This window comes from Mucilaginibacter sp. SG564, assembly GCF_013149275.1.
Taxonomy (GTDB): Bacteria; Bacteroidota; Bacteroidia; order Sphingobacteriales; family Sphingobacteriaceae; genus Mucilaginibacter.
In genome coordinates this window covers 14207-35237 of the sequence record NZ_JABGNA010000016.1, presented here as the reverse complement: position 1 = coordinate 35237, position 21031 = coordinate 14207, and the positions used below count along the sequence as shown (strand labels likewise).

At 43.4% G+C, this 21031-nt stretch carries 18 protein-coding genes and 1 riboswitch; of the genes, 9 read left to right on the top strand and 9 right to left on the bottom strand.

The genetic code is table 11. The features are described 5' to 3' along the window. Positions 1-106 precede the first annotated feature (106 nt). Positions 107-220, bottom strand: a riboswitch (SAM riboswitch). A gap of 144 nt (positions 221-364) precedes the next feature. The 4 genes from FHW89_RS26070 to FHW89_RS26055 are packed head-to-tail and all read left to right on the top strand — an operon-like array spanning position 365 to position 5299. Continuing rightward, a complete protein-coding gene (locus FHW89_RS26070; RefSeq protein ID WP_172337982.1) occupies positions 365-1285 on the top strand; it encodes a family 2A encapsulin nanocompartment shell protein in 921 nt (306 codons plus the stop codon). Further along, positions 1269-3191: a family 2A encapsulin nanocompartment cargo protein cysteine desulfurase gene (locus FHW89_RS26065; protein WP_172337981.1), complete on the top strand. Its 1923-nt coding sequence runs from the start codon at positions 1269-1271 to the stop codon at positions 3189-3191. Before FHW89_RS26070 ends, FHW89_RS26065 begins: the two co-directional genes overlap by 17 nt. A 9-nt stretch (positions 3192-3200) precedes the next feature. Continuing rightward, positions 3201-4016 carry a serine acetyltransferase gene (locus tag FHW89_RS26060; RefSeq protein WP_172337980.1) on the top strand — a complete coding sequence of 272 codons (816 nt, stop codon included), beginning with the start codon at positions 3201-3203 and terminating at the stop codon, positions 4014-4016. A gap of 14 nt (positions 4017-4030) precedes the next feature. Then, a complete protein-coding gene (locus FHW89_RS26055) occupies positions 4031-5299 on the top strand; it encodes a cation:proton antiporter (protein ID WP_172337979.1) in 1269 nt (422 codons plus the stop codon). Between the two features lie 123 nt (positions 5300-5422). Here the strand turns inward: FHW89_RS26055 and FHW89_RS26050 are convergent, their stop codons facing one another. The 4 genes from FHW89_RS26050 to FHW89_RS26035 all read right to left on the bottom strand — a co-directional run bounded on the left by FHW89_RS26050 (position 5423) and on the right by FHW89_RS26035 (position 8215). Continuing rightward, positions 5423-6073, bottom strand: coding sequence for an SDR family NAD(P)-dependent oxidoreductase (locus FHW89_RS26050; protein WP_172337978.1), 651 nt, complete (start codon positions 6071-6073; stop codon positions 5423-5425). Positions 6074-6119: 46 nt separating this feature from the next. After that, positions 6120-6482, bottom strand: a complete 363-nt coding sequence (locus tag FHW89_RS26045; protein WP_172337977.1) for a helix-turn-helix transcriptional regulator — start codon at positions 6480-6482, stop codon at positions 6120-6122. Between the two features lie 138 nt (positions 6483-6620). Then, entirely contained in the window at positions 6621-7154 is a 534-nt protein-coding gene (locus tag FHW89_RS26040; RefSeq protein WP_172337976.1) for a carboxymuconolactone decarboxylase family protein, read from the bottom strand. A 512-nt stretch (positions 7155-7666) separates the two neighbouring features. Beyond that, the gene (locus tag FHW89_RS26035) at positions 7667-8215 is read right to left on the bottom strand and encodes an inclusion body family protein (protein WP_172337975.1); all 549 of its coding nucleotides are present in this window, start codon (positions 8213-8215) and stop codon (positions 7667-7669) included. A 289-nt stretch (positions 8216-8504) separates the two neighbouring features. Between FHW89_RS26035 and FHW89_RS26030 the strand changes: the two genes are divergently transcribed. The 3 genes from FHW89_RS26030 to FHW89_RS26020 all read left to right on the top strand — a co-directional run bounded on the left by FHW89_RS26030 (position 8505) and on the right by FHW89_RS26020 (position 11274). Continuing rightward, positions 8505-8777 (top strand): DUF1905 domain-containing protein, encoded by a 273-nt coding sequence (locus tag FHW89_RS26030; protein WP_172337974.1) that lies wholly within the window; start codon positions 8505-8507, stop codon positions 8775-8777. A gap of 228 nt (positions 8778-9005) precedes the next feature. Continuing rightward, complete coding sequence (locus FHW89_RS26025) at positions 9006-10043, top strand: LacI family DNA-binding transcriptional regulator (protein WP_172337973.1); 1038 nt, start codon at positions 9006-9008, stop codon at positions 10041-10043. A gap of 157 nt (positions 10044-10200) precedes the next feature. Continuing rightward, positions 10201-11274 (top strand): phosphotransferase enzyme family protein, encoded by a 1074-nt coding sequence (locus tag FHW89_RS26020; RefSeq protein WP_172337972.1) that lies wholly within the window; start codon positions 10201-10203, stop codon positions 11272-11274. Positions 11275-11616: 342 nt separating this feature from the next. Here the strand turns inward: FHW89_RS26020 and FHW89_RS26015 are convergent, their stop codons facing one another. Further along, entirely contained in the window at positions 11617-12561 is a 945-nt protein-coding gene (locus FHW89_RS26015) for an NAD-dependent epimerase/dehydratase family protein (RefSeq protein WP_172337971.1), read from the bottom strand. A gap of 277 nt (positions 12562-12838) precedes the next feature. Here FHW89_RS26015 and FHW89_RS26010 point away from each other — a divergent pair, with 277 nt between their 5' ends. Together FHW89_RS26010 and FHW89_RS26005 are read left to right on the top strand one after the other, a co-directional pair. After that, positions 12839-14239 carry an endonuclease/exonuclease/phosphatase family protein gene (locus FHW89_RS26010; RefSeq protein WP_172337970.1) on the top strand — a complete coding sequence of 467 codons (1401 nt, stop codon included), beginning with the start codon at positions 12839-12841 and terminating at the stop codon, positions 14237-14239. A 313-nt stretch (positions 14240-14552) separates the two neighbouring features. Then, positions 14553-16100 (top strand): arylsulfatase, encoded by a 1548-nt coding sequence (locus FHW89_RS26005; RefSeq protein WP_172337969.1) that lies wholly within the window; start codon positions 14553-14555, stop codon positions 16098-16100. A 181-nt stretch (positions 16101-16281) separates the two neighbouring features. Here the strand turns inward: FHW89_RS26005 and FHW89_RS26000 are convergent, their stop codons facing one another. From FHW89_RS26000 to FHW89_RS25985, 4 genes are all read right to left on the bottom strand, one after another. Then, entirely contained in the window at positions 16282-16920 is a 639-nt protein-coding gene (locus FHW89_RS26000; RefSeq protein ID WP_172337968.1) for an ankyrin repeat domain-containing protein, read from the bottom strand. 75 nt (positions 16921-16995) lie between these two features. Next, on the bottom strand, positions 16996-17565 hold the full coding sequence (locus FHW89_RS25995; RefSeq protein ID WP_172337967.1) for a Crp/Fnr family transcriptional regulator: 570 nt from the start codon (positions 17563-17565) through the stop codon (positions 16996-16998). Positions 17566-17783: 218 nt separating this feature from the next. Beyond that, positions 17784-19583 (bottom strand): beta-galactosidase, encoded by a 1800-nt coding sequence (locus FHW89_RS25990; protein WP_172337966.1) that lies wholly within the window; start codon positions 19581-19583, stop codon positions 17784-17786. Between the two features lie 128 nt (positions 19584-19711). Beyond that, positions 19712-21031 (bottom strand): DUF3472 domain-containing protein, encoded by a 1320-nt coding sequence (locus FHW89_RS25985; protein ID WP_172337965.1) that lies wholly within the window; start codon positions 21029-21031, stop codon positions 19712-19714.

Here is a 21031-nt window from a genome sequence, read left to right as displayed (position 1 = left end):
CGGTTTTCATATATAAACAGGTTCTATCTTTTTCAATTGTTTTTCATATTCAATAAAACTTACCCGAGAAAGAGCTGTGGAGATATTTGTATAAACAACCTGTAGCATCTTATCTTTCTCCCTTTACAGGAGCAGGAATTAGCACCTTTTACAATATAAAGAGTTGTACAGGTTGCCAAGACTTCATGGGGCCTTTCCCTCCGTCTTATCTGGATAAGTATTAAAGAACTGATGACACAAACATACAATAAAATCTATAATTCCTATAGATTTTATATATTTTTATTTCTTATCATTGCAACGCGGGTGCTAACAAATTGAAAAGCACCTCAAAATCAATCTTTAAAACATTTATTCATTCAAAATGCCCGATCAAAAACCAAAACAAACAGCCCTTGGCGATGTAGCCGCCAGGCAGTTGGCCATTGCCACCCGTACCGTTCCGCAATTATCAACCATCACCCCGCGTTGGTTAACACATTTATTAAACTGGATCCCTGTTGAATCAGGCGTTTACCGGTTAAATAAAGTTGTTGACGCCAATAATGTGGAAGTGGATTGCTCTAACCGCGACGAGCGTGAGCTTCCATCAACCTATGTTGATTATGAGGAAAACCCGAGAGAATACAACCTGAGCGCGGTAAATACCGTATTGGATGTGCACACCAGGGTATCTGACCTCTACAGCAAACCTTATAATCAGATAAGTGAGCAATTACGCCTTACTATTGAAATTGTTAAAGAACGCCAGGAAAGTGAACTGATCAACAACAAAGAATATGGTTTACTAAGCAGCATAGCCCCATCCCAAAAAATCAAGACAAGACTAGGCCCTCCTACTCCTGATGATCTGGACGAACTGATAACCAAAGTTTGGAAAGAACCGGGATTTTTCCTGCTGCATCCATTAGCCATAGCCGCTTTTGGCCGCGAATGTACGCGCCGGGGTGTACCGCCGCCTACCGTTTCTTTATTCGGATCTCAGTTTATCACCTGGAGAGGTATCCCACTTATCCCATCCGATAAACTGCCTATAGTTAATAATAAATCAAAAATCATCCTCTTACGTACAGGCGAAAGCCGTCAGGGTGTAGTAGGTCTGTTTCAGCCAGGGTTACCAGGCGAGCAATCACCAGGATTATCTGTGCGGTTTATGGGCATTAATAATAAAGCTATTGCCTCATATCTGGTGTCGCTTTATTGCTCATTAGCTGTTTTGGTTGATGATGCTATAGCTGTTTTGGAAGATGTTGATTTAGGCAACTATTATGAGTACAAATATTAATCCGGACAACCTGCCCAACTTACAGGAGCTGGAGCAACTGGCCAACCAGTTCTTTAAAGCCGGACCTAGTGGGATTGTAAATCAATTCCCCGTTCAACAAGCTCCTGAAGCTTTTCAGTTACCCGGCAACATACCTGATACAGGTTTATTTAATCCTGGGAATGTGAATGCCCCGGCCAGTTCAATTCCGTCAAGTACAATTGGAGGTAGCGGTGTTTTGCCATCGGCCATTAACCAGGGTAATGCAATTAATCTTAAAGATCCGCAAACCAGTTTCGCTGATCCTAATCTGAACGCACATTCTAATTCTTCGGCATCTGTTCAGCATAGCCCGATTAACGCTTTTGGAGGGCAGTTACCTTCACAACCTAATTTAGGCTATGACTCTTACCTGGTGAAAACTGATCTTATACCGGATGTAGTTTTAAAGCAAAACTTCCAGGTTGAGCAACTTTCATCTGCTCCCGAAAACCTGCTCCACTTACCCTATCAGCAAGATCAGGCTTTTGAAGTTGAATTGAACAAGATATTAAGTAATATCCATACATCTGGCCCTTCAAACGCTTTACCATTTACCGGAGAACCTGCTGCTACTGAAATTCCGTTTTATTTTCTATCGAATAATCATGGATTGCCTGCAGTAAAGTCAGACCAGGAAAAAATTAAACAGGCCGGTATCAGTAATATTATTAGTCCGCCGTTTGATGTAAATATCATCCGGCGCGATTTCCCGATATTACAGGAGCAAGTAAATGGCAAACCCCTTGTATGGCTTGACAACGCGGCTACTACCCAAAAGCCAAAACAAGTAATTGATCGCATTAGCTATTTTTACGAGCACGAAAATTCAAATATCCATCGTGCAGCACATGAACTCGCGGCAAGGGCAACCGATGCTTATGAAGGGGCACGTCAAAAAGTGCAAACCTTTCTGAATGCTGCTTCCATAAACGAGATCATTTTTGTACGTGGCGCAACTGAAGCCATTAACCTGGTAGCCAAAAGCTGGGGTGAGCAAAACCTGACAGCAGGTGATGAGATTATCGTAAGCCACCTGGAACACCATGCCAACATTGTTCCATGGCAACAACTGGCCGCCAAAAAGGGTTTAAAAATAAAGGTTATACCTGTTGATGACGACGGACAAATCATACTTGATGAGTATGTAAAATTACTCGGGCCTAAAACAAAACTGGTTTCATTTACTCAGGTATCCAATGCTTTAGGCACAGTTACTCCGGCAGCGCAAATTGTTCATCTGGCGCATTTGGCAGGAGCTAAAGTATTGGTTGATGGCGCTCAGTCGGTATCGCACATGCCGGTTAATGTACAAGCATTAAATGCCGATTGGTTTGTCTTTTCAGGACACAAGGTATTCGGGCCAACTGGTATCGGTGTGATTTATGGTAAAGAAGATCTGTTAAACCAAACCCAACCCTGGCAGGGTGGCGGTAACATGATCAAAGATGTTACTTTTGAGTATACCCAATATCATGATGCACCCAGCCGGTTTGAGGCCGGAACAGGTAACATCGCTGATGCCGTTGGTCTTGGTGCCGCTATTGATTATGTAAGCAGACTGGGTATGCCTGCCATTGCTCAATATGAGCATTACCTGCTTGTTTATGCAACGCAATTACTAAAAGAGGTGAAAGGCTTGCGACTGATAGGCACCGCGGCAGATAAAGCCAGCGTTCTGTCATTTGTACTGGATGGCTATAAAACCGAAGAGGTTGGCGCGGCGCTTAACCAACAAGGAATTGCCGTAAGATCAGGGCATCACTGTGCCCAGCCTATCCTTAGGCGGTTTGGTGTGGAAAGCACCGTAAGACCTTCACTGGCTTTCTATAATACCTGCGCCGAAATTGATTTACTGGTAAACACGCTTCATCATCTTAAACGGTAATGCACAAGTATGAAAGAGGATAAACTCGACAGCTTTATACAATTGCTTTATCAAACCCATAAAGCCGAATGGGAGGCTACACCAAAGATCAGACAGTGCGTTGGATGGCTGTCTGATCTCTTTGAATTTTTGTTTCCCAATAATCACGCGAACAAATTATCCATATATGGTGGCCATCTGAAAAAGAACCAGATAGATCTTGAAAACATACTGCTAAGCTATCTCGATCCAAAGGATATTAATATTGAAGAAGCTGTGATTGCATTCTATGATTCATTGAATGAAATTTATCAGAATCTTCGGCTCGATGCATCCATGATCTATGAAAAAGATCCGGCGGCTACCAGTGTACATGAGGTGATTGTTTCCTATCCGGGCTTTTATGCTATTGCCGTATATCGTATAGCACATCAGCTTACCCTGCTCGCCATTCCTATTTTACCAAGAATATTATCTGAGCACGCGCATGGCAAAACCGGTGTGGATATTCATCCTAAAGCTCAAATTGCTGTACCCTTTTGTATCGATCACGGTACCGGCATAGTTATAGGTGCAACCAGTATTATTGGTAAATACGTTACCATCTATCAAGGGGTAACGTTGGGCGCAGCGCAGGTAAGTAAAGAACTATCCGAAACCAAGCGGCATCCTACCGTGGAGGATAATGTGGTCATTTATGCCCGCAGTACCATTTTAGGTGGTCGTACCGTGATTGGTCATCATAGTATAATTGGAGGCAGTGTATTTTTAACCAAAAGCGTTCAACCCTTTTCACATGTTTTTAATACCCACCAATTAAGAATTGAGGTAAAGGAAAACTTGTAATAATTTTTTCAACTATGGTTTCTAAACTCAGTTCATCAGAGATAATACATTACCTGCTTATTCTTTTAGTTATCCTGATACCGGCAAGATTATTGGGCGAACTATGCCGCAGGTATAAATTGCCAGCTATTATTGGTGAGATCTTCGCTGGTATTATTGTTGGCCCTACGCTGCTGGGGTTATTATTCCCTGATCTTTTTAAAGGCATCTTCCTATCCACTCCGCATGCTTTTCAGGCATTTGACGGTATTGCCAATATTGGCATTATTTTACTCATGTTTATTGCCGGCTTTGAGGTAGATCTGAAACAGATAAGGCAGAATGGTAAACAAGCCATCAGTATAAGTCTTACAGGCATTATATTCCCTTTTGCTATTGGTTTTGCAGCCGTATGGTTTCTGTATCAAAGTCATTTTGCCAATGGCTTTAACAATCAATTAGTCACTTCGTTATTTTTTGGAACCGCGCTCTCTATAACCGCACTTTCGGTGATCACCAAGATATTACTTGACCTCGACATTCTTAATACACGCATAGGCAATATCGTATTAACAGCTGCCATGGTTGATGATTTTCTGGGCTGGATCTTATTCTCGGTTATTATTCAGCTGATGAATGTTGGCAAAGGTGAGGCCTCCTTTTGGGCGGTGAGTATAGTTATCCTTTATGCAGTTTTCATGTTAACGGGTGGGCGCTGGCTTATCCACAAACTAATGTCTTTTGCGGGCAAAGGAGAAAAGCCCGGCAGGGTGCTTACCATGGCCGTTTGCCTTTGCTTGATCAGCGCTTGCATTACCGAAGGGCTTGGCGTACGCGGTATATTTGGAGCCTTTTTGGTTGGTGTGGGTATTAATGATTCTGCATATTTTACAGAGAAACACAAACATGTGCTGCATCAATTCACTATCAATGTATTAGCACCGTTGTTTTTTGCTTCGGTTGGGTTAAGATTGAATTTCATAGCCAATTTTAATCTCGAAATTGTGGTGATCATCCTGGTTATAGCCTGCCTTGCAAAACTCATAGGCGCCGGAATAGGCAGCGCTATGAGCGGCATGACCAAAAACGAATCAATAGCTGTTGCCTTTGGAATGAACGCGAGAGGTTCGCAGGAGATTGTTTTAGGATTACTGGCCCTGCAGGCAAAGATCATAAGTGAGCCTGTATTTGAAGGGCTGGTGGTAATGACTGTAGGCACCATGATCATATCGGGCCCGATTATGAAACATTATTTTTTGAAAGAACAAAAATTGCAGTTAGAAACTAAAACTATCCCTGTATAAGAGGGGCTTATTTTAATACAGATCAACAGGAAATCTTGATGCGCTGATTAAAAATAGATCAGATTGCAACTGCCCATTGATTTCTACCCTGAGAATTGCTGTCGGGCCAAAACCAACATTTTCCTAATCACTTATGAATAAGGAGGTAAACACATGGTTGCAAAACTCATCAAGTGATGCGCCATGATTTAAACCCGGGCCCGCAAGAGATGTTTGTACTGCGGGCGGAATCAATTCGGCAACCCGGCATCTGGTAGCAGATAGAGCGTGCCGCAAGGTAATCGTATAATGATGTAAAGCCGCTTTACAGGTACTGTAAACCGGCGCGAAAGCCTGCGGTATATATGCCCCGCCCGAAGTAACGTTAACAATCAACGCATCTTTTCCGTTATTTAATATTAAGGGAGTAAGCAAGAGGTTCAGATGGATGGGACCGGAAAGTAAAATATCAATCTCTTGCTGTCTCTCGTCCCATCCCGCAGTATCGGCGGCCAAAGCAATCCGGCGCTGGATACCCGCGTTGTTTACCAAAATATTTAATCCTGGTAAAACCTGGTTAACATGCTCTGCCAGTTCTTCTCTATTCTGTGCATTGCCTATATCGCTTCTATAAGTAAGCAAACCTGGCAGTTCTATAGCGGTAGCTTCCAGTTTTGCTGCATTTCTACCGGTAATCATTACTTTACAACCTGCCGCCATCAAACGTGCCGCAAGCCCTTTTCCAATGCCGTCACTTCCTCCAGTGATCAGCACTTCTGCGTTTGTTAAATCCATCGTAACTCTTTTTACAAAATTGGAGATAACGAAACCTACAAAATGGTCATGATTTAAGTAAATGATTTTTCCGGTATTCTTTTGGCGAAACTCCATTAAAACGCCGAAACCATTTGGTGAATTGAGATGGCTCAAAATCCAGTGTTAAAGCAATATTCCGAATAGTATAGGTCTTATCAGCCAATAATTGCCTCGCTATCTTTACTATCCGTGCCTGGTAAATGCCGCAAGGCGATACCCCGGTTGCATCCTTTATCGTGTTACTTAAATGAATAGGATGTACATGCAACAAATCGGCAAATTGCTCTATTTCCCACATTTCTGTTGCACGGTGATGAATAAGATCATCCAAATGTTGGTCAACCATTAGTGTAAACGCTTCCGTAAGTTGCTGTGGACGATCGGCCATAATTCCAAATTTATTAATTAATCCCAATATGCTGCATCTCAATGGATGGTGGTTTTCTGACTGAAATCTAATTCACAAAAATGCCCGGACATTTACAAAATCCGGGCTTCCCTATAACTTAAATAACTAATCAGCACATTATAGTGCAGGTACAGCAGGCCAGTCAACAGGTACCTGGGTAAGGGCAAACAGATAATTGGTGATGATTTTATCGCCTACAGCCATCACCACATCAACAAGACCGCCTTCATTATAACCCACCGCGTAAAAGTTTTCTACTAATTGCTGATCGGCATGGCCCTGATTTTCAGCAATACTTTTTACCAGTTTGGCAAGCGCATCCAGTTTCGGATCAAAGCTGATCTCGGCTTTGCGTATTTCCAACACCTGCTCATCGGTAAAGCCCTGCATTTTGCCAAAAGCCGTGTGGGCGCTTAAACAGTATAAACATTTATTTACCTGGCTAACCACCAGGTTAACCACCTCGCGCTCTTTACCACGTAAAGATGATTTACCGTTTTGCAGGGTAAGATAATTACCCAAAGCATTGTCTGAATGGGCAAATGCGGCAAACAGGTTGGGTACATGACCAACCAATTTAGTAAGGTTATCAAATATAGTTTGGTTTGCTGGTGATACCTGCTCTCTGGTTGGGATTGGGAAAGTTTTCATGTTGTTATATTTTATTTCGTTTTTGTTGACCCAAAATTGAGGTTTTTGGGCAGGCTACGGAATGGACAGAATTCCCGAAGACATGTAAAGATTTCCCGTTGAGCGTTACCGTTTTTTTATGATGATATATTTTGCTCGTACATAAACAACTCCAGGTCAATAATCCTTAAAAAAGCAGGTTATCTCCTTAAAAGTGGGTTTACATGGTTTACACTTTTCAGGGTTAACATTCAATTTAACTAATTGATAATCAATTTATTAAATTTGTTTTTCCATCATAAAACGTGTTTTTATGTAAACCCACTTTTAGCCTCTCAGGGCTATGATAAAAGCAAAAGTTTTTTTAATTCCCTCCCCACTGCCTACCGTGTGTACACAAGTTACGATGCTCCGTAGGAGCTACCTGTTGATTGTTTTCGTGATGTGTCAATATGGTAGCCCCACGGAAGGATAATAGCCCATGAGTAGACATAACACATCAATAATATCACAAAAGCGGGGCTGTTGGACTATTAATGTTGTACCGTGACTGTTGGATTCCAGTAGTAATAGCCAAACAATACCGGATCGGCATGATCTGCCTGGCGAACATATAACGCGAATTGAACAGTATAGTATTCTGTTCCGGTGTTGATCACATTAGCCTGGTTAAACCAAAAATTCTGCGCCGAAAAATCTACCGGAAGCGCAGCGCTATCTACGGGTAAAATTCCCTGCCTGGTATAAACACTGAACGTTAGGTTATTAAATACCGTAGTGCCCCCAAACTGGGCCAAACTGTAAATTACTACAGCCGAGTCGAAATTGCTGTTTTCAGAAACAGCATGCCAGCGAATGATATCACCAATATTGGCCTTTATATTCAGATTTGCCGTGCCCGACCCGGTAATGACATCGCTCCTGGTAGCCACCAAATACATATAATTGTGCGGTAAACCACTTGGATCGGTGGGGTTTTTACTTGGATTAGGATAATCGGCAACAATGGCATCCGTATCAATAACTATCTGGATATTGATTATTTCCTGCGAGGAAGAAAGAAGTTCGTTATAAATGGCCACAGTGGTAAGGTTAAAAAATGTTGGTGTTTTTTTAACTTAACAGGGAAAAAGACCACAGTCTTGCAGGCTGTTTTTCTTAGTCCCTATCGCTATACAAACCTGGCATTTAATATTTACCCCTCTAAGCGTATAAATACCTAATACAAAAAATGAGTATTTATACGCTCAAAACGCTAAATGTCTTTAACATTTAATGATGTCGCAAAACTATCTTTAAATGTCGTGTTTAGCCCTAACGCTTTATGATGCGTCAACCTAACTTTGTATGAAACAATTTAAATAATACAGTATGAGCGCTTTAAATAAACAATTCACAGCTACGCTGTTGAAAAGCCCAAATAAAGGCGGCTGGACTTATTTGATCTGGCCAGATTCAGTAAGTTTTTTTGGCACCCGCGGTCTGGTAAAGGTTAAGGCCACGGTTGACGGGCATCCCTTCCAGAGCTCTTTTATGGCCCTGGGTGATGGTACGCACAAATTACCTATCAAAGCCGATCTGCGTAAGCTTATTGGTAAAGACGTTGGCGATACGGTATCCATCAACCTGCAGGAGCGTATTTAACAGGTTCCTATATTTTGATGCAAACCCGGTATTTATATGCCGGGTTTGCTTTGTTTATTTATGATTTGCAGCTAAAAAAACTAATTAGGCAATAACCAGAAACAAACGTTTGCGTGGACATAAACGGTATTTTTACGTTGGTGAAGCAGGCAACTTTTTCAATAAATCCCCGCTTAAATTGCCAGTTTAAAAGCATTTTACTAATTTTAATGATTACTAAAACTGATAATGACCGGAAAACCAGCCACCATAAAAGAAATCGCGAAAATTCTTAATGTTTCTGTATCAACAGTTTCAAGGGCTCTGCATAAACACCCAACCATTGGTATTACTACCCAAATAAAAGTGCAGGCCCTGGCCGAAAAACTGGGCTATGAACCTAACCAGAATGCTATATCTTTCCAAAAAGGCAAAACCTATACTATTGGTGTTATTATTCCCGAACTGGCCGAAGCCTTTTTTTCTGCGGCTATCAGCGCTATTGAAGATACTACCTATAAAAGAAACTATACCGTTTTGATAGCCCAATCACATGACAACGAGGAAAAGGAGATCCAGCTGGTTGAAAAAATGAAAAACTCCCGTGTGGATGGCTTGCTGATATCTGTAGCCAAAACTACCTCGTCATTCGCTCATTTTGATATGCTGAAGCGCTTTAACATCCCTGTGGTATTTTTTGACCGTATACCACCCATAAAAAACATACACTATGTGGCCTGCAATATGGAAACAGGCAGTATTGAAGCCGTAAACTATCTGCTGCAAAAAGGTCATCGCAGCATCGGCCTTATTAACGGGCCCGCTACCCTGGCTGCCAGCGGCGAGCGCAAGGAAGGCTATATTAAAGCCATGACCAAAAACAGGCTAAAGTTTGATCCTTCGTTAATTGTAGGCTGTAATTTAACAGAAGAAGGTACCCGTGAGGCATTGAACAGCCTGCTGGATCACAAACGCCGGCCAACAGCTATTGTTACCTTTAATGATTATGTATCCCTATACGCCATCAAACATGCCCGCGACCTGGGTATCGATCTGGATAAGGACCTGCAATTTGTAAGCTACGCCAATTTACCCATCATTAATTATATGGACTATGCACCGGTGGCCTCGGTTGAGCAATTCCCCCATCTCCAGGGACAAAAAGCTGCCGATATTTTACTGGATCTGCTGGCGCGTAAAGACCAATCATCCGACGAGGTGCAGGCCTATTACAACGTGATAGTAGAGTCGCAACTGGTAGAAAACAAGGTCCGCAACAGCCAGTGAAATTGTAAATATTACACCATTCAAATCAGACACTCATTTTGAACCTATCTTAAAGGCTTGTCAATAAAAAAAACAGGCAAACGTTTGCGTGAAAAGTTTAGAAGTTTATTAATTAGGTTTGGTTTAAGCATTCAAAAAACCTTAAAAAACTTAGTAAATGTTTGATGTTATTCTAAAATCCTTTGGCCTTATCGCACATGACTATCATATCGAAAAATTTGGTGAAGGATTGATCAACCGAACCTGGAAAATAACCGGTTCAAAAAACGATAACGAGTTTATATTGCAGCAGATCAATAAAAACGTTTTTAAAACGCCAGAACATATAGCCGAAAACACCAACAAGATAGATCAGTATTTATCAAAGCGTTATCCCGATTATTTGTTTGTAGCATCCCTGCCTACCACAACCGGCGATTATATGGTTAAGTATACCGATGATGAATATTATCGCCTGTTTCCATTTATCAAAAACTCTATTACCCTCAATACAGTACAAACCCGCGATGAGGCTTTTGAAGCGGCCCGCCAGTTTGCCAAGTTCACCAATTTGCTGGCCGGCTTTAATGTAAGTGGCCTGCATTACACCCTGGCCGGTTTCCATGATCTATCTGGCCGGTTTGAAACTTTTAAGCGGGTAGTAAAAAATGCAGGTAGCGAGCGATTAGCGGAAGCCAGTGATACCATCGACCAGGCCTTCAGGCACCGGGATATTGCCGATGTGCACCAATCCATTATGCATGATCAGCTGATACCACTGCGTGTTGTTCACCACGATACCAAGATCAGTAATATTTTGTTTAATACCGATCATAAGGGCCTCTGTGTCATTGATTTGGATACGGTGATGCCGGGTTACTACATCAGCGATGTGGGCGATATGATGCGCACTTACCTCTCCCCTGCCAACGAGGAAGAGCAGGACCTTTCCCTGATTGATGTGCGCGAAGATTTTTTCGCGGCCATTGTAGAAGGCTACCTATCAGAAATGAACACCAACCTTACCGAGGGCGAGCGTGAACTGTTTGTGTATTCGGGCAAATTCATGATCTATATGCAGGCCATCCGTTTCCTGACCGATTACCTCAACAATGATATTTACTACGGCTCCAGCTATCCCGGCCATAACCTGGTAAGGGCCCGCAACCAATTTACGCTACTGGAAAAATACATGGCTTCCGAAGATAAATTTATGCAGATGGTAACCACTACCCAAAGTCAGCCGAAATGATGGAGGAAAACTTTTTAAACCTTAAATTTTAACAAATTTCTGATCAAAAAAGAGGCAAAACGGATTAAAAAACAGTCGGAAAAATTCGATTCTATCATTTTTAACAAATTACAACACGATTTTAACGTGTTTTGAAAACTTTAAAAAGTATCGGTTTTTGTTTCCTTAGTTATTAATCAAACAGCCCGCTTCTCTGGTAAAAGAGAAGCGGGCTGTTTGCCTTTCTGTAACTATACAAAAGTTTTTGCGGGATTATGATAAGGTATAGTTCTTCGAAATGTCAGACTTACAAAGTTTTAAAAACTTCGTAAGTCTGAAAAGTAAAATCACTAATTCACTAACTCAATAATTATTAACCAACAGGTGTTTGATCATGTCGCCGGTCATGGCTTTCAGGTTAAACCGGGCCTGCCAGTTCCAGTCTTTTTGGGCCTCACTATCATCAATTGATCGCGGCCAGCTATCGGCTATTTGCTGGCGTGGGTCGTTTTCGAGATAGCCGATGGTAAAACCTGGGATATGTTCGCTAATCTCCACTGCCAGCTCGGCCGGGGTACAGCTAAAGCCAGCCAGGTTATACGAGCGGAATACTTTTAGTTTTTCCAATGGAGTTTGCATCAGCTGGATAGTACCACGGATGGCATCATCCATATACATCATGGGCAGGCGCGTATCCGCCGAAAGGAAGCATTGATAGCTTTCTGTGGCTATGGCATCGTGAAATATCTGTACGGCGTAATCGGTAGTACCTCCGCCGGGCGCGGCTTTCCAGCTGATGAGGCCGGGATAGCGGATGCTGCGTACATCCAGCCCATACTTTTCGCGGTAATAATTGCACCAATGCTCGCCGGCCAGCTTGCTGAAGCCGTAAACCGTTTGCGGATCTTTTTCGCCAAACTGCGGGGTATCATCTTTCGGCGACCCCGGACCGAACACCGCGATAGAGCTTGGCCAGAAAACTTTTTCTACCCGGTAAGCTACCGACAGATCAAGCACATTCAACAAACCGTTGATGTTAAGATCCCAGGCGTAGCGGGGTTTGGTTTCGCCGGTGGCGGATAAAAGCGCAGCAAGCAGGTACACCTGTTTGATCCGGTACTGCTCAAAAAACGTTTTCAGTCGCTCTATGTCATTAACATCGGCTTGTACAAACACGTCGCCCTTTAACTGCTCGCGTGGTCTTATATCGCAGCTAATGACCTGGCAGGCGGGCCAGGTTACCTTTAAGGCATCAATCAGTTCGGTACCTATCTGCCCGTTTGAGCCTATTACTAAAATACTATCCATATCCGGTTTCAAAGCCGAAAATTAGACATCATTAACCGAAAACGGGTTGCTACAACTCTTCAATCTTTACACAAACGTTTGTTAAATACCTATTTTAATAAATAACGATCAGTAATTTTAACGTAGCCAGAAGCAGGTAAAACCCAAGGGCATCATAAATTTTTGTACCCTCATGGACTGCCAGAAACCAAGATAAACACGGATAAATTATATAATATCAAAATAATACTATCCAAATAAGGAACATATTATTTTGCATCTAAATCAAACTACTCAAATGAAAAAAAGCTACCTAATCCCATTGCTTTCAGCACTCTTACTTTTAAACTGCAAAAAGGCATCATCCTATTTTTCAACAGACGATGCCCCGGTTAAACATCAAACAACCCTGGCAGCGGCGGCCGACTCCGTTACGTTAAAAGTTTTACAATTAAATATCTGGCAGGAAGGCACATCCGTGACGGGAGGCTTTGATGGTATCGTTGACGCCATTATTCAGTCAGGAGCCGATCTCATTACCTTAAGTGAAGTTCGGAATTATAACAGTACCAAGTTTGATGAACGCGTTGTAGCGGCTTTAAAAGCAAAAGGCTATACTTTTTATTCATTTTATGACAACAATGTTGGCATTGTATCAAAATACCCTATTGCCTCGTTTAAAACCAACATTTACGGCAATGCCTTTGATAAAGCCACCGTTAGTCTGAATGCTACCACGCAGGTTACCCTTTACTCGGCCCATTTAGATTATACCAACTACGCCTGTTACCTGCCACGGGGTTATGATGGTGTAACTTTTAGTAAAATAGCCGCGCCGGTTACAAACGTCGACAGCGTTCTGGCGGCCAACCTTAAATCAACCCGGGATGAGGAACTAAGCGCCTTTGTAAACGATGCCAAACAAGAAAGGGACAATGGCCGGATTGTTATATTAGGAGGCGATTTTAATGAGCCTTCGCATTTAGATTGGGTTAGCGCTCAAAAGGATTTGTTTGATCACCATGGCACCATTGTACCCTGGCAGGGCAGCGTTAAATTATATGGAGCAGGTTATAAGGACTCATACCGGGTTAAAAATCCCGATCCGGTAAAATACCCCGGATTTACCTGGGCGGCTTTTAACACCAGCGCCCGGCTTTCATCACTGGTATGGGCACCGGATGCCGATGAGCGCGACCGTATTGATTACATTTATTATGCCGACAATGACAACAGGGTAAACGTAAAAGAATCCATCGTATTTGGGCCATCGGGCTCCATTGTAAGGGGCCAGGGATACGAAGATGCCATTTACACCAATCCTTTTCTCAAGCCAACAGGAACATGGCCTTCGGACCATAAAGGCGTTATAACTACTTTTTCCATCAAGACAACAGCAACTCAGGCAAACATTAGTTTAAATAAAACAAAGTTTTCAACCGGTGAAACCATTACCGTGAATTTTGCCAATGGCTCTGCCGATCCCAAAGCCTGGATCGGGATCTATCAAACCGGCAAAGCACCCGGCGCCGCTAATACATATGCCGATGCCTGGCAATATACCAATGGTTTGGTATCTGGCAGCCTAACGTTAACATTACCATCTGGCAAACCTTCAGGTTCTTATTATGTTGCCTATTTTAAAGATAACGGATATATTGAAATTGCCCCCAGGCTTTCGTTTACTTATGGCAACTAAACCCCGCATTCACAAGACTTTCGCTCCTGTGAATTGTACGACCACTAATCTCCGGAAGCTCGGAAAGCATGACGCATAGTCGACTCACCGGTCTACGCTTCGCTGGACCACCCTATTTTCGCCTGCCGCGGAAAGAGGGTAAAGAAAAAAGAAGTAAAGAAAGCCCCCCTATGCGCGAAGCGAAGAGAGGGGGCGACAAGCGCAGCGATGTAGGGGTGAATGGATACCACGCAAGCTTCGCTTCCTATTAAAAGCAACACAAACGTTTGTAAAGTATATAACTAAGCAAATGATCATCAGTAACTTTAACCCAATGAAAAGAGGTTATACAATCATCGCTTTACTGTTTGGGATATACGCTAACGCACTGGCACAAACAGGCTCATCGCCTAAAACATTAAAAGTAAAACCCAATATTGTTTACATCCTGGCAGATGACATGGGCTATGGCGAGTTAGGTTGCTACGGGCAGCAAAAAATTGAAACACCCAACCTGGATGAGCTGGCCAAACATGGCAAACGTTTTACCCAACATTATGCCTATCCGGTTTGCGCCCCGTCGCGCTATTCACTTATGACGGGTAAAAACTCGGGTAAGGCCTTTATCCGCGGTAATCACGAATGGGAAGAGCGGGGTGATGTATGGAACTTTAAGGAAATGGAGAAAAACCCGACACTGGAAGGGCAATATCCCATCCCCGATTCAACCATTACCATTGCCAAAGTTTTAAAAACTGCCGGTTACACCACAGGCATTGTTGGCAAATGGGGATTGGGTTCGCCCATGAGCACCGGCACGCCTAACAACCAGGGATTTGATTACTTCTTTGGTTTTATATGTCAGCGCCAGGATCATACCTATTATAGCGGTCATCTTTGGGAAAACAATAACCGCGTACCGCTGGATAATAAAATTGTTGATCCGGATGTAAAATTCCCCAAAGACCTCGATCCGCTTGATGAAAAAAACTATGAAAAATATCAGCAAAAGGACTATACCCCTGATTTCCTGATCAGGGCGGCGCTAAGGTTTATTGATAACAATCATCACAAGCCATTTTTCTTGTATTACCCATCGCCATTACCGCACCTATCATTGCAGGCGCCTAAAGAACTGGTGGATTACTATCACCAAAAGTTTGGCGATGAAAAACCTTTTTTGGGAGGCAGCTATTTCCCCGTTCGCTATCCGCATGCTACCTATGCTGCCATGATCACCCTGCTGGATAAACAGGTTGGACAGATCATTCAAAAACTAAAAGACGACGGCGTTTACAACAACACCATTATTATGTTTTGCTCCGATAACGGCCCGGCTTATAATGCGGGCGTGGACCCCACATTTTTTAAAAGCGCTGGGCCCTTTAAAGGCGAATATGGCTGGGGAAAAGGATATGTTCATGAAGGTGGCATACGCGAACCCTTCATCGTATCGTGGCCGGGGAAAATAAAGGCTGGCAGTACCAGTAACCTGGTATCGGCCACGATTGATATGATGCCTACCCTATGCGACTTGCTCAAATTAAAAACCCCGAAAGATGTAGATGGCCTGAGCATTTTACCAACCATACTTGATCGCGGGCAACAAACCCTGCATGAGTACCTGTATTTTGAGTTTCCCGAATATGATGGTCAGCAGGCTATCCGCCTGGGTAATTGGAAAGGTGTACGGCTAAATATGCTGAAAGGAAACAACAAATGGTCGCTATTTGATCTTTCCAAAGATCCGCAGGAACAAAATGATGTGGCGGCGCAACACCCGGATATGATACAAAGGATGAGCGCTATTTCGAAAAAAGAACACCACACACCAGAGCTTAGCCGCTTTATTATCCCGGTTTTGGAACAGGAAAATAAGTAACTGATTTTTGATAGAGCTGTATAGAGTCCCACGCGGCACGCGTGCGCCAGCGGCTAAGAGCGCTTTTTGTCATCCTGAGGAACGAAGGATCTTCTTCAGCATATATGTATAATCGCACAATAGATGCTTCACTCCGTTCAGCATGACAAATTTATTTCCATTCAAGGCTTAAGCACTAATGTCAATCCTTCAATAATGCTTTCAATTCCCAATCCCCATCATCTAATAATTCGAGAGGTATATTCCCATCGCAATTGGGGATGTTTTTATCTGCGCCTGCCTGGACCAAGATCCTGACGCATTCTAAATAATTGGATGAACTGGTTGCGCCACCGTTCTTTAATCCGTGAACGGCCCAAAAGAGCGGTGTAGCTTTAAAATCGATACATAACTTATTGGTCTCCGCGCCTTCCGCTACCAGTTTTTTAACCACTTGAGCCCGGCCGCACCAGGCTGCCCAATGTAAAGCCGTACCCCCATGGCAGCCCGCGTGATTTAAATCGGCACCGCTTTCGATATATAAAATAGCCACCTGGTCGGCGTGCAGGCTTGCCGCGGCAACAAGGGGGGTATCCTGTTTTGCAATCAACTCCTCATTACCATTAATATTCGCTCCATGCGCTAAAAATATCCGAGCCATTTCAACAGCTTCCGCATCGGTATAGGTTCTGGAAAATACCCCGTCGCAGAGGCGGTGCAGTGGATGGGCCAGGGTGGTGTTTACGCTATCATATGGAATACCTTCATTAGCCAGATTGCGGTTATTGGTAAGCGCCTGTTCTATGCCCTGGTAATCTTTATGGTCAATCAATTTTTTCATTGTTTCCATTCCATTTTTAGTTTTATAAAAGTGGTTTAAATAAGGCGAATTAACAATTGACCACGATCAAGAAAATCAGCTCAGTCTTGCCCTTACCCTGCTTAATGTTTCGGGCGCCATGCCTAAGTAAGAGGCAATTTGGTTTTGCGGGAAACGGTTTAACCAATCAGGATGCGTTGTCAATAGTTCATGATAACGCTCATCGGGATTTTTGGTTTTGATAGATGCCAGGTGCATTGTTGAAATATGAAGACCGGTTAGCAATTTATTCAGCATTCGGAAATCCGGATAGTTATCCATTAACCAGTGAAGATCTTTAAGCATTATTGTCGCTGCACTGGTATCCTCAAATGCTTCGATATAATTGGTCGATGACTGCTGTGTTAGTAAACTTTCCAAATCGGCTAACCAGGTATTTTCGGTAAAAAAGTTAAGGGTCAACTCCTTATCTCCTGTTTTGTTATATAGCCTTAAACTGCCACTGAGGATGAAGGTAATGCCCTTAGAAATTTGACCAGACTTCAGTAGAAATTCCCTTTTGTTGAACCTTTGGAAGATTAACCTACCAGTAAACTGATCTAATTGTTCTTCCGCGAAAGGATGAGTTTTTAGCAATGAATCTTTTATTTTCGAAAGGTCTGTCATTGGGTATTGAATTTACCTATTTATTTAGAAAAACAAAAAGGGTGTCATTCTGAGCCCGTCGAAGAGTGGAGCGCGGAGACCTACCCACTATGCAAAACTTACGAAGTTTTGAAAACTTCGTAAGTTTCATATCTGCTGCTTATTCTAATTCTGCGAATTTCAGACAGGTAAAGAAAAGCCTTGGTTCTTGATTCTAACCTCTTGCTTCTATCTCCCCCCTACTCCAAAGTAGTTTTACCGCTGATGGTTTTGGCTTCGTTCTGGTGGAAATCGAAAACCAAAATCTCGTTGCTGCCTTTTTTAAGCCATGAAGCCGGGCAGTACAGCCTTTGCTGCGGACCAGTGTTCCAGTACCTGCCCAGGTTATGGCCGTTCACATAAATAATGCCCTTGGCGTAATTGCTCAGGTCGAAAAAGGTGTCGCCGGTTTCCTGCAGATTAAACGTGCCTTTGTAGAACATGCCTTTGGCATCAGCCTCGGCTTTTGCCGGTTTCAATGTTTTGATAAAAGCTTCAGTCATGGGTAAAGGATAGATCTGCCAGTCCATCAGGGTCATGCCGTTGAGGGTTACCCGGTCGGTGATACCTTTACGGTCGATGATATACTGGGCAAAGTTAATGTGGCCCATGCCTTCTACCAGGATATCCAGTACCGGGTTTTTACTGCTGCTTTCGGGGATCTTGATGTTCCATTTGCCGCCATCGCGGTAAACAGTATCGATGAGTTTACCATCTACAAAAACCATAGCATAATCATGCGGTTCGGTAATGGTAAGCGTACCTTTTTTATGACCAATAAGTTTGGTGCGGTAAAGCATCAGGCCCTGGTTTTGATCATAATATTCCATCGGCTGCGGCTGTGGCGACAGGAATGGTTTAGGCAACTGCTGCCAGATACTGGTTAACGGACTTAAAGTAATAGCCGGTATGCTGATGGCTTTAGCAGCCTGTGGTACAGCCGGAATTTTATATTTTACGTATTTGCTGATGAGATTACGCAGCATATAGTATTTAGGGGTTGCCTGCCCCTGCTCACTGATGGGTGCATCGTAATCATAGCTGGTCAAATCTGGTTGGTATTGGGTAGCCGAAAACGCGTTGGCACCCGCAGTAAAGCCAAAGTTGGTACCGCCATGAATTACGTACAGGTTAAATGATTTATGGTTCTCAAGCAGGTAAGTAATCTCTTTCTTCAAACCATTGGTATCAGGCTTGGCGAATTTCTCTTTCCAGTGGGTTAACCAGCCCGGATAAGTTTCACTGCTGAATGATGGCACATTGGGGTTGCGTTTGGTAGCCTGGGCAAAATCCTCATCACTGGTGCCGCTGTCAAGACCGATAGCCGCGCCATCGATATTACCGGCTTCGAGCATAAAAGGCGTAGCGCCATCGGCAGTATAAAATGGCACAGTGATGCCATTTTGCACCCATAATTTACGCAGGGCCTCCAGGTAGGTTTTATCGTTAGCATAGCTGCCATATTCATTCTCAATCTGCGACATGATGATAGGGCCGCCATTGGTGCATTGCAATGATTTAACCTCGGCTGCCAGATGGGCCACATAACGGCTTACCGCGCTCATGTAACGGGTGTCCATACAACGTACTTTAATATCGGGAATTTTTAACAGCCATGATGGCAATCCGCCAAAATCCCACTCGGCGCAAACGTACGGACCGGGACGCAGCAGTACCCACATGCCCTCTTCCTTACAAATGCGGATAAATTCGGCAATATCATGGTTACCTGTTTTAAAGTCGAAAACACCCGGGGTAGCCTCATGGTAATTCCAAAACACATAGGCCGCGATGGTGTTACAGCCCATAGCCTTGGTCATGCGGATACGGTCGCGCCAGTATTCACGGGGGATACGGGCCGGATGCATTTCGCCGCTGATGATCTGGAAAGGTTTGCCATCAAGCAGAAACTCGTTTTTGCTGAGGCTAAACACATGCTTATCCTGCGCAAAACACAGCACAGGTAATAAAAAGAGTAAGGGTAAAAGGTACTTTTTCACGGATTGCTGTTTTGTTTTAGTATCAAGTAGCTAGTATCAAGTATCAAGACTTTTTTCTTAGCAGTAATAAACTCTCGGATACCCTGCGGATGGTCTTGATACTTGATACTAACTACTTGATACTATTATTAAGGTAATTTATTAAAATCGATGGTGGGGTGGGCCATACCTGATTGTTGGCGACTAAGATCGCTTCTTAAGGTCGAAAAATCATTAAAAAATCCACAATTTCTGAGGTAAAAATGATCGCCCTGTACACCTCCGCCGTAATCCTTTCTGTATTTGATATTTGCAGTAGCATCGCCGGTAAAAAGGGCTTTGGTGAGCGGGTACCATTTACCATTTGTATCTATCAGCCAGCCATTACCAAAGTTTACACGGCGCTCCGTATTACCCATTTCCGGATCAAAATTTTCAAGGAACGAGTACAAGCCTTTTAAATAAAAGCCCGACATCGGTCGTTTAAAGCTGGCCACCAGTTGCCAGATACTTTGATCGGCAGGTTTAAAATAGGCAGTAAATATGGTGGTTTTAGCCGCGGCATCAGCCTGGGCATGTATCAAAAAGGCGTAGGTTTTACCTGCCACCCAGGGATAATTCATATAGCTTTGCCCACCAGATCCTTCTCCGCCAAATTCGCCACCGTGTACACCTGCTCCTTTCTTTAACAGGTGAATTTTTAAACTATCGGGGATGCTTTTAGGATCATCAGTATTGAAGGGGCTCCAGATAGAGAACAACACATGGCGCTCTGTTGGCGAGTTTACCTGCATACCGAAATAGCCACCCGTAAAACCATCAGCCATAAAATACGAACCCAGCACATCGTTACCTACAGGAACAGTCACCTCGTTGTAGAACCATTCGGTGGTAGTTTTGGCTTCGTCTGGCAATGGATAGTTCAGGTGCACTGATGGCCCTCTCCTGCCCCAGTGAAAATAATTGTCGTGATTATCCTTAGTATACTCAGCGCCATTGGCCGTAGCCGGGCCGCTCAATAACAGGTCACTCACCTGGGCGAATACCTTGCCGCTCTTTTTTAAGCCCTGCAGTTTTATTTGCAGATAGCCCGCGGCTTTAATGTGGGCGGTGCCAAAGTCAACAACAGCGGCTTCCTGATTAGATACCGTTTTGGTCAACACGCTTTGCCCCGCCGATACTTTGATGGTACTATTACCTTCGGGCACCTGCAAGCGCAGCGCTATTTTCAGATCGCCGGCAGCTTCCAGGCGTACATATACGCTTATCACATCGGTGTTACTGCTCCAATTGTTCAGACCAGCATTGTCAATAATGGCTTGTGCGTTCTTATTTACCCAGGCATTGCCGCCCAGTGGTACTGTGAGAGTACTGTCTGCCGGAAGAGCAGTAGCCTGACTGCTCAATTGCAGGAGTGTAAAAGTGGCGCAGGCGCATAATATCCTGCTTATTTGTTTTTTATTAATCAT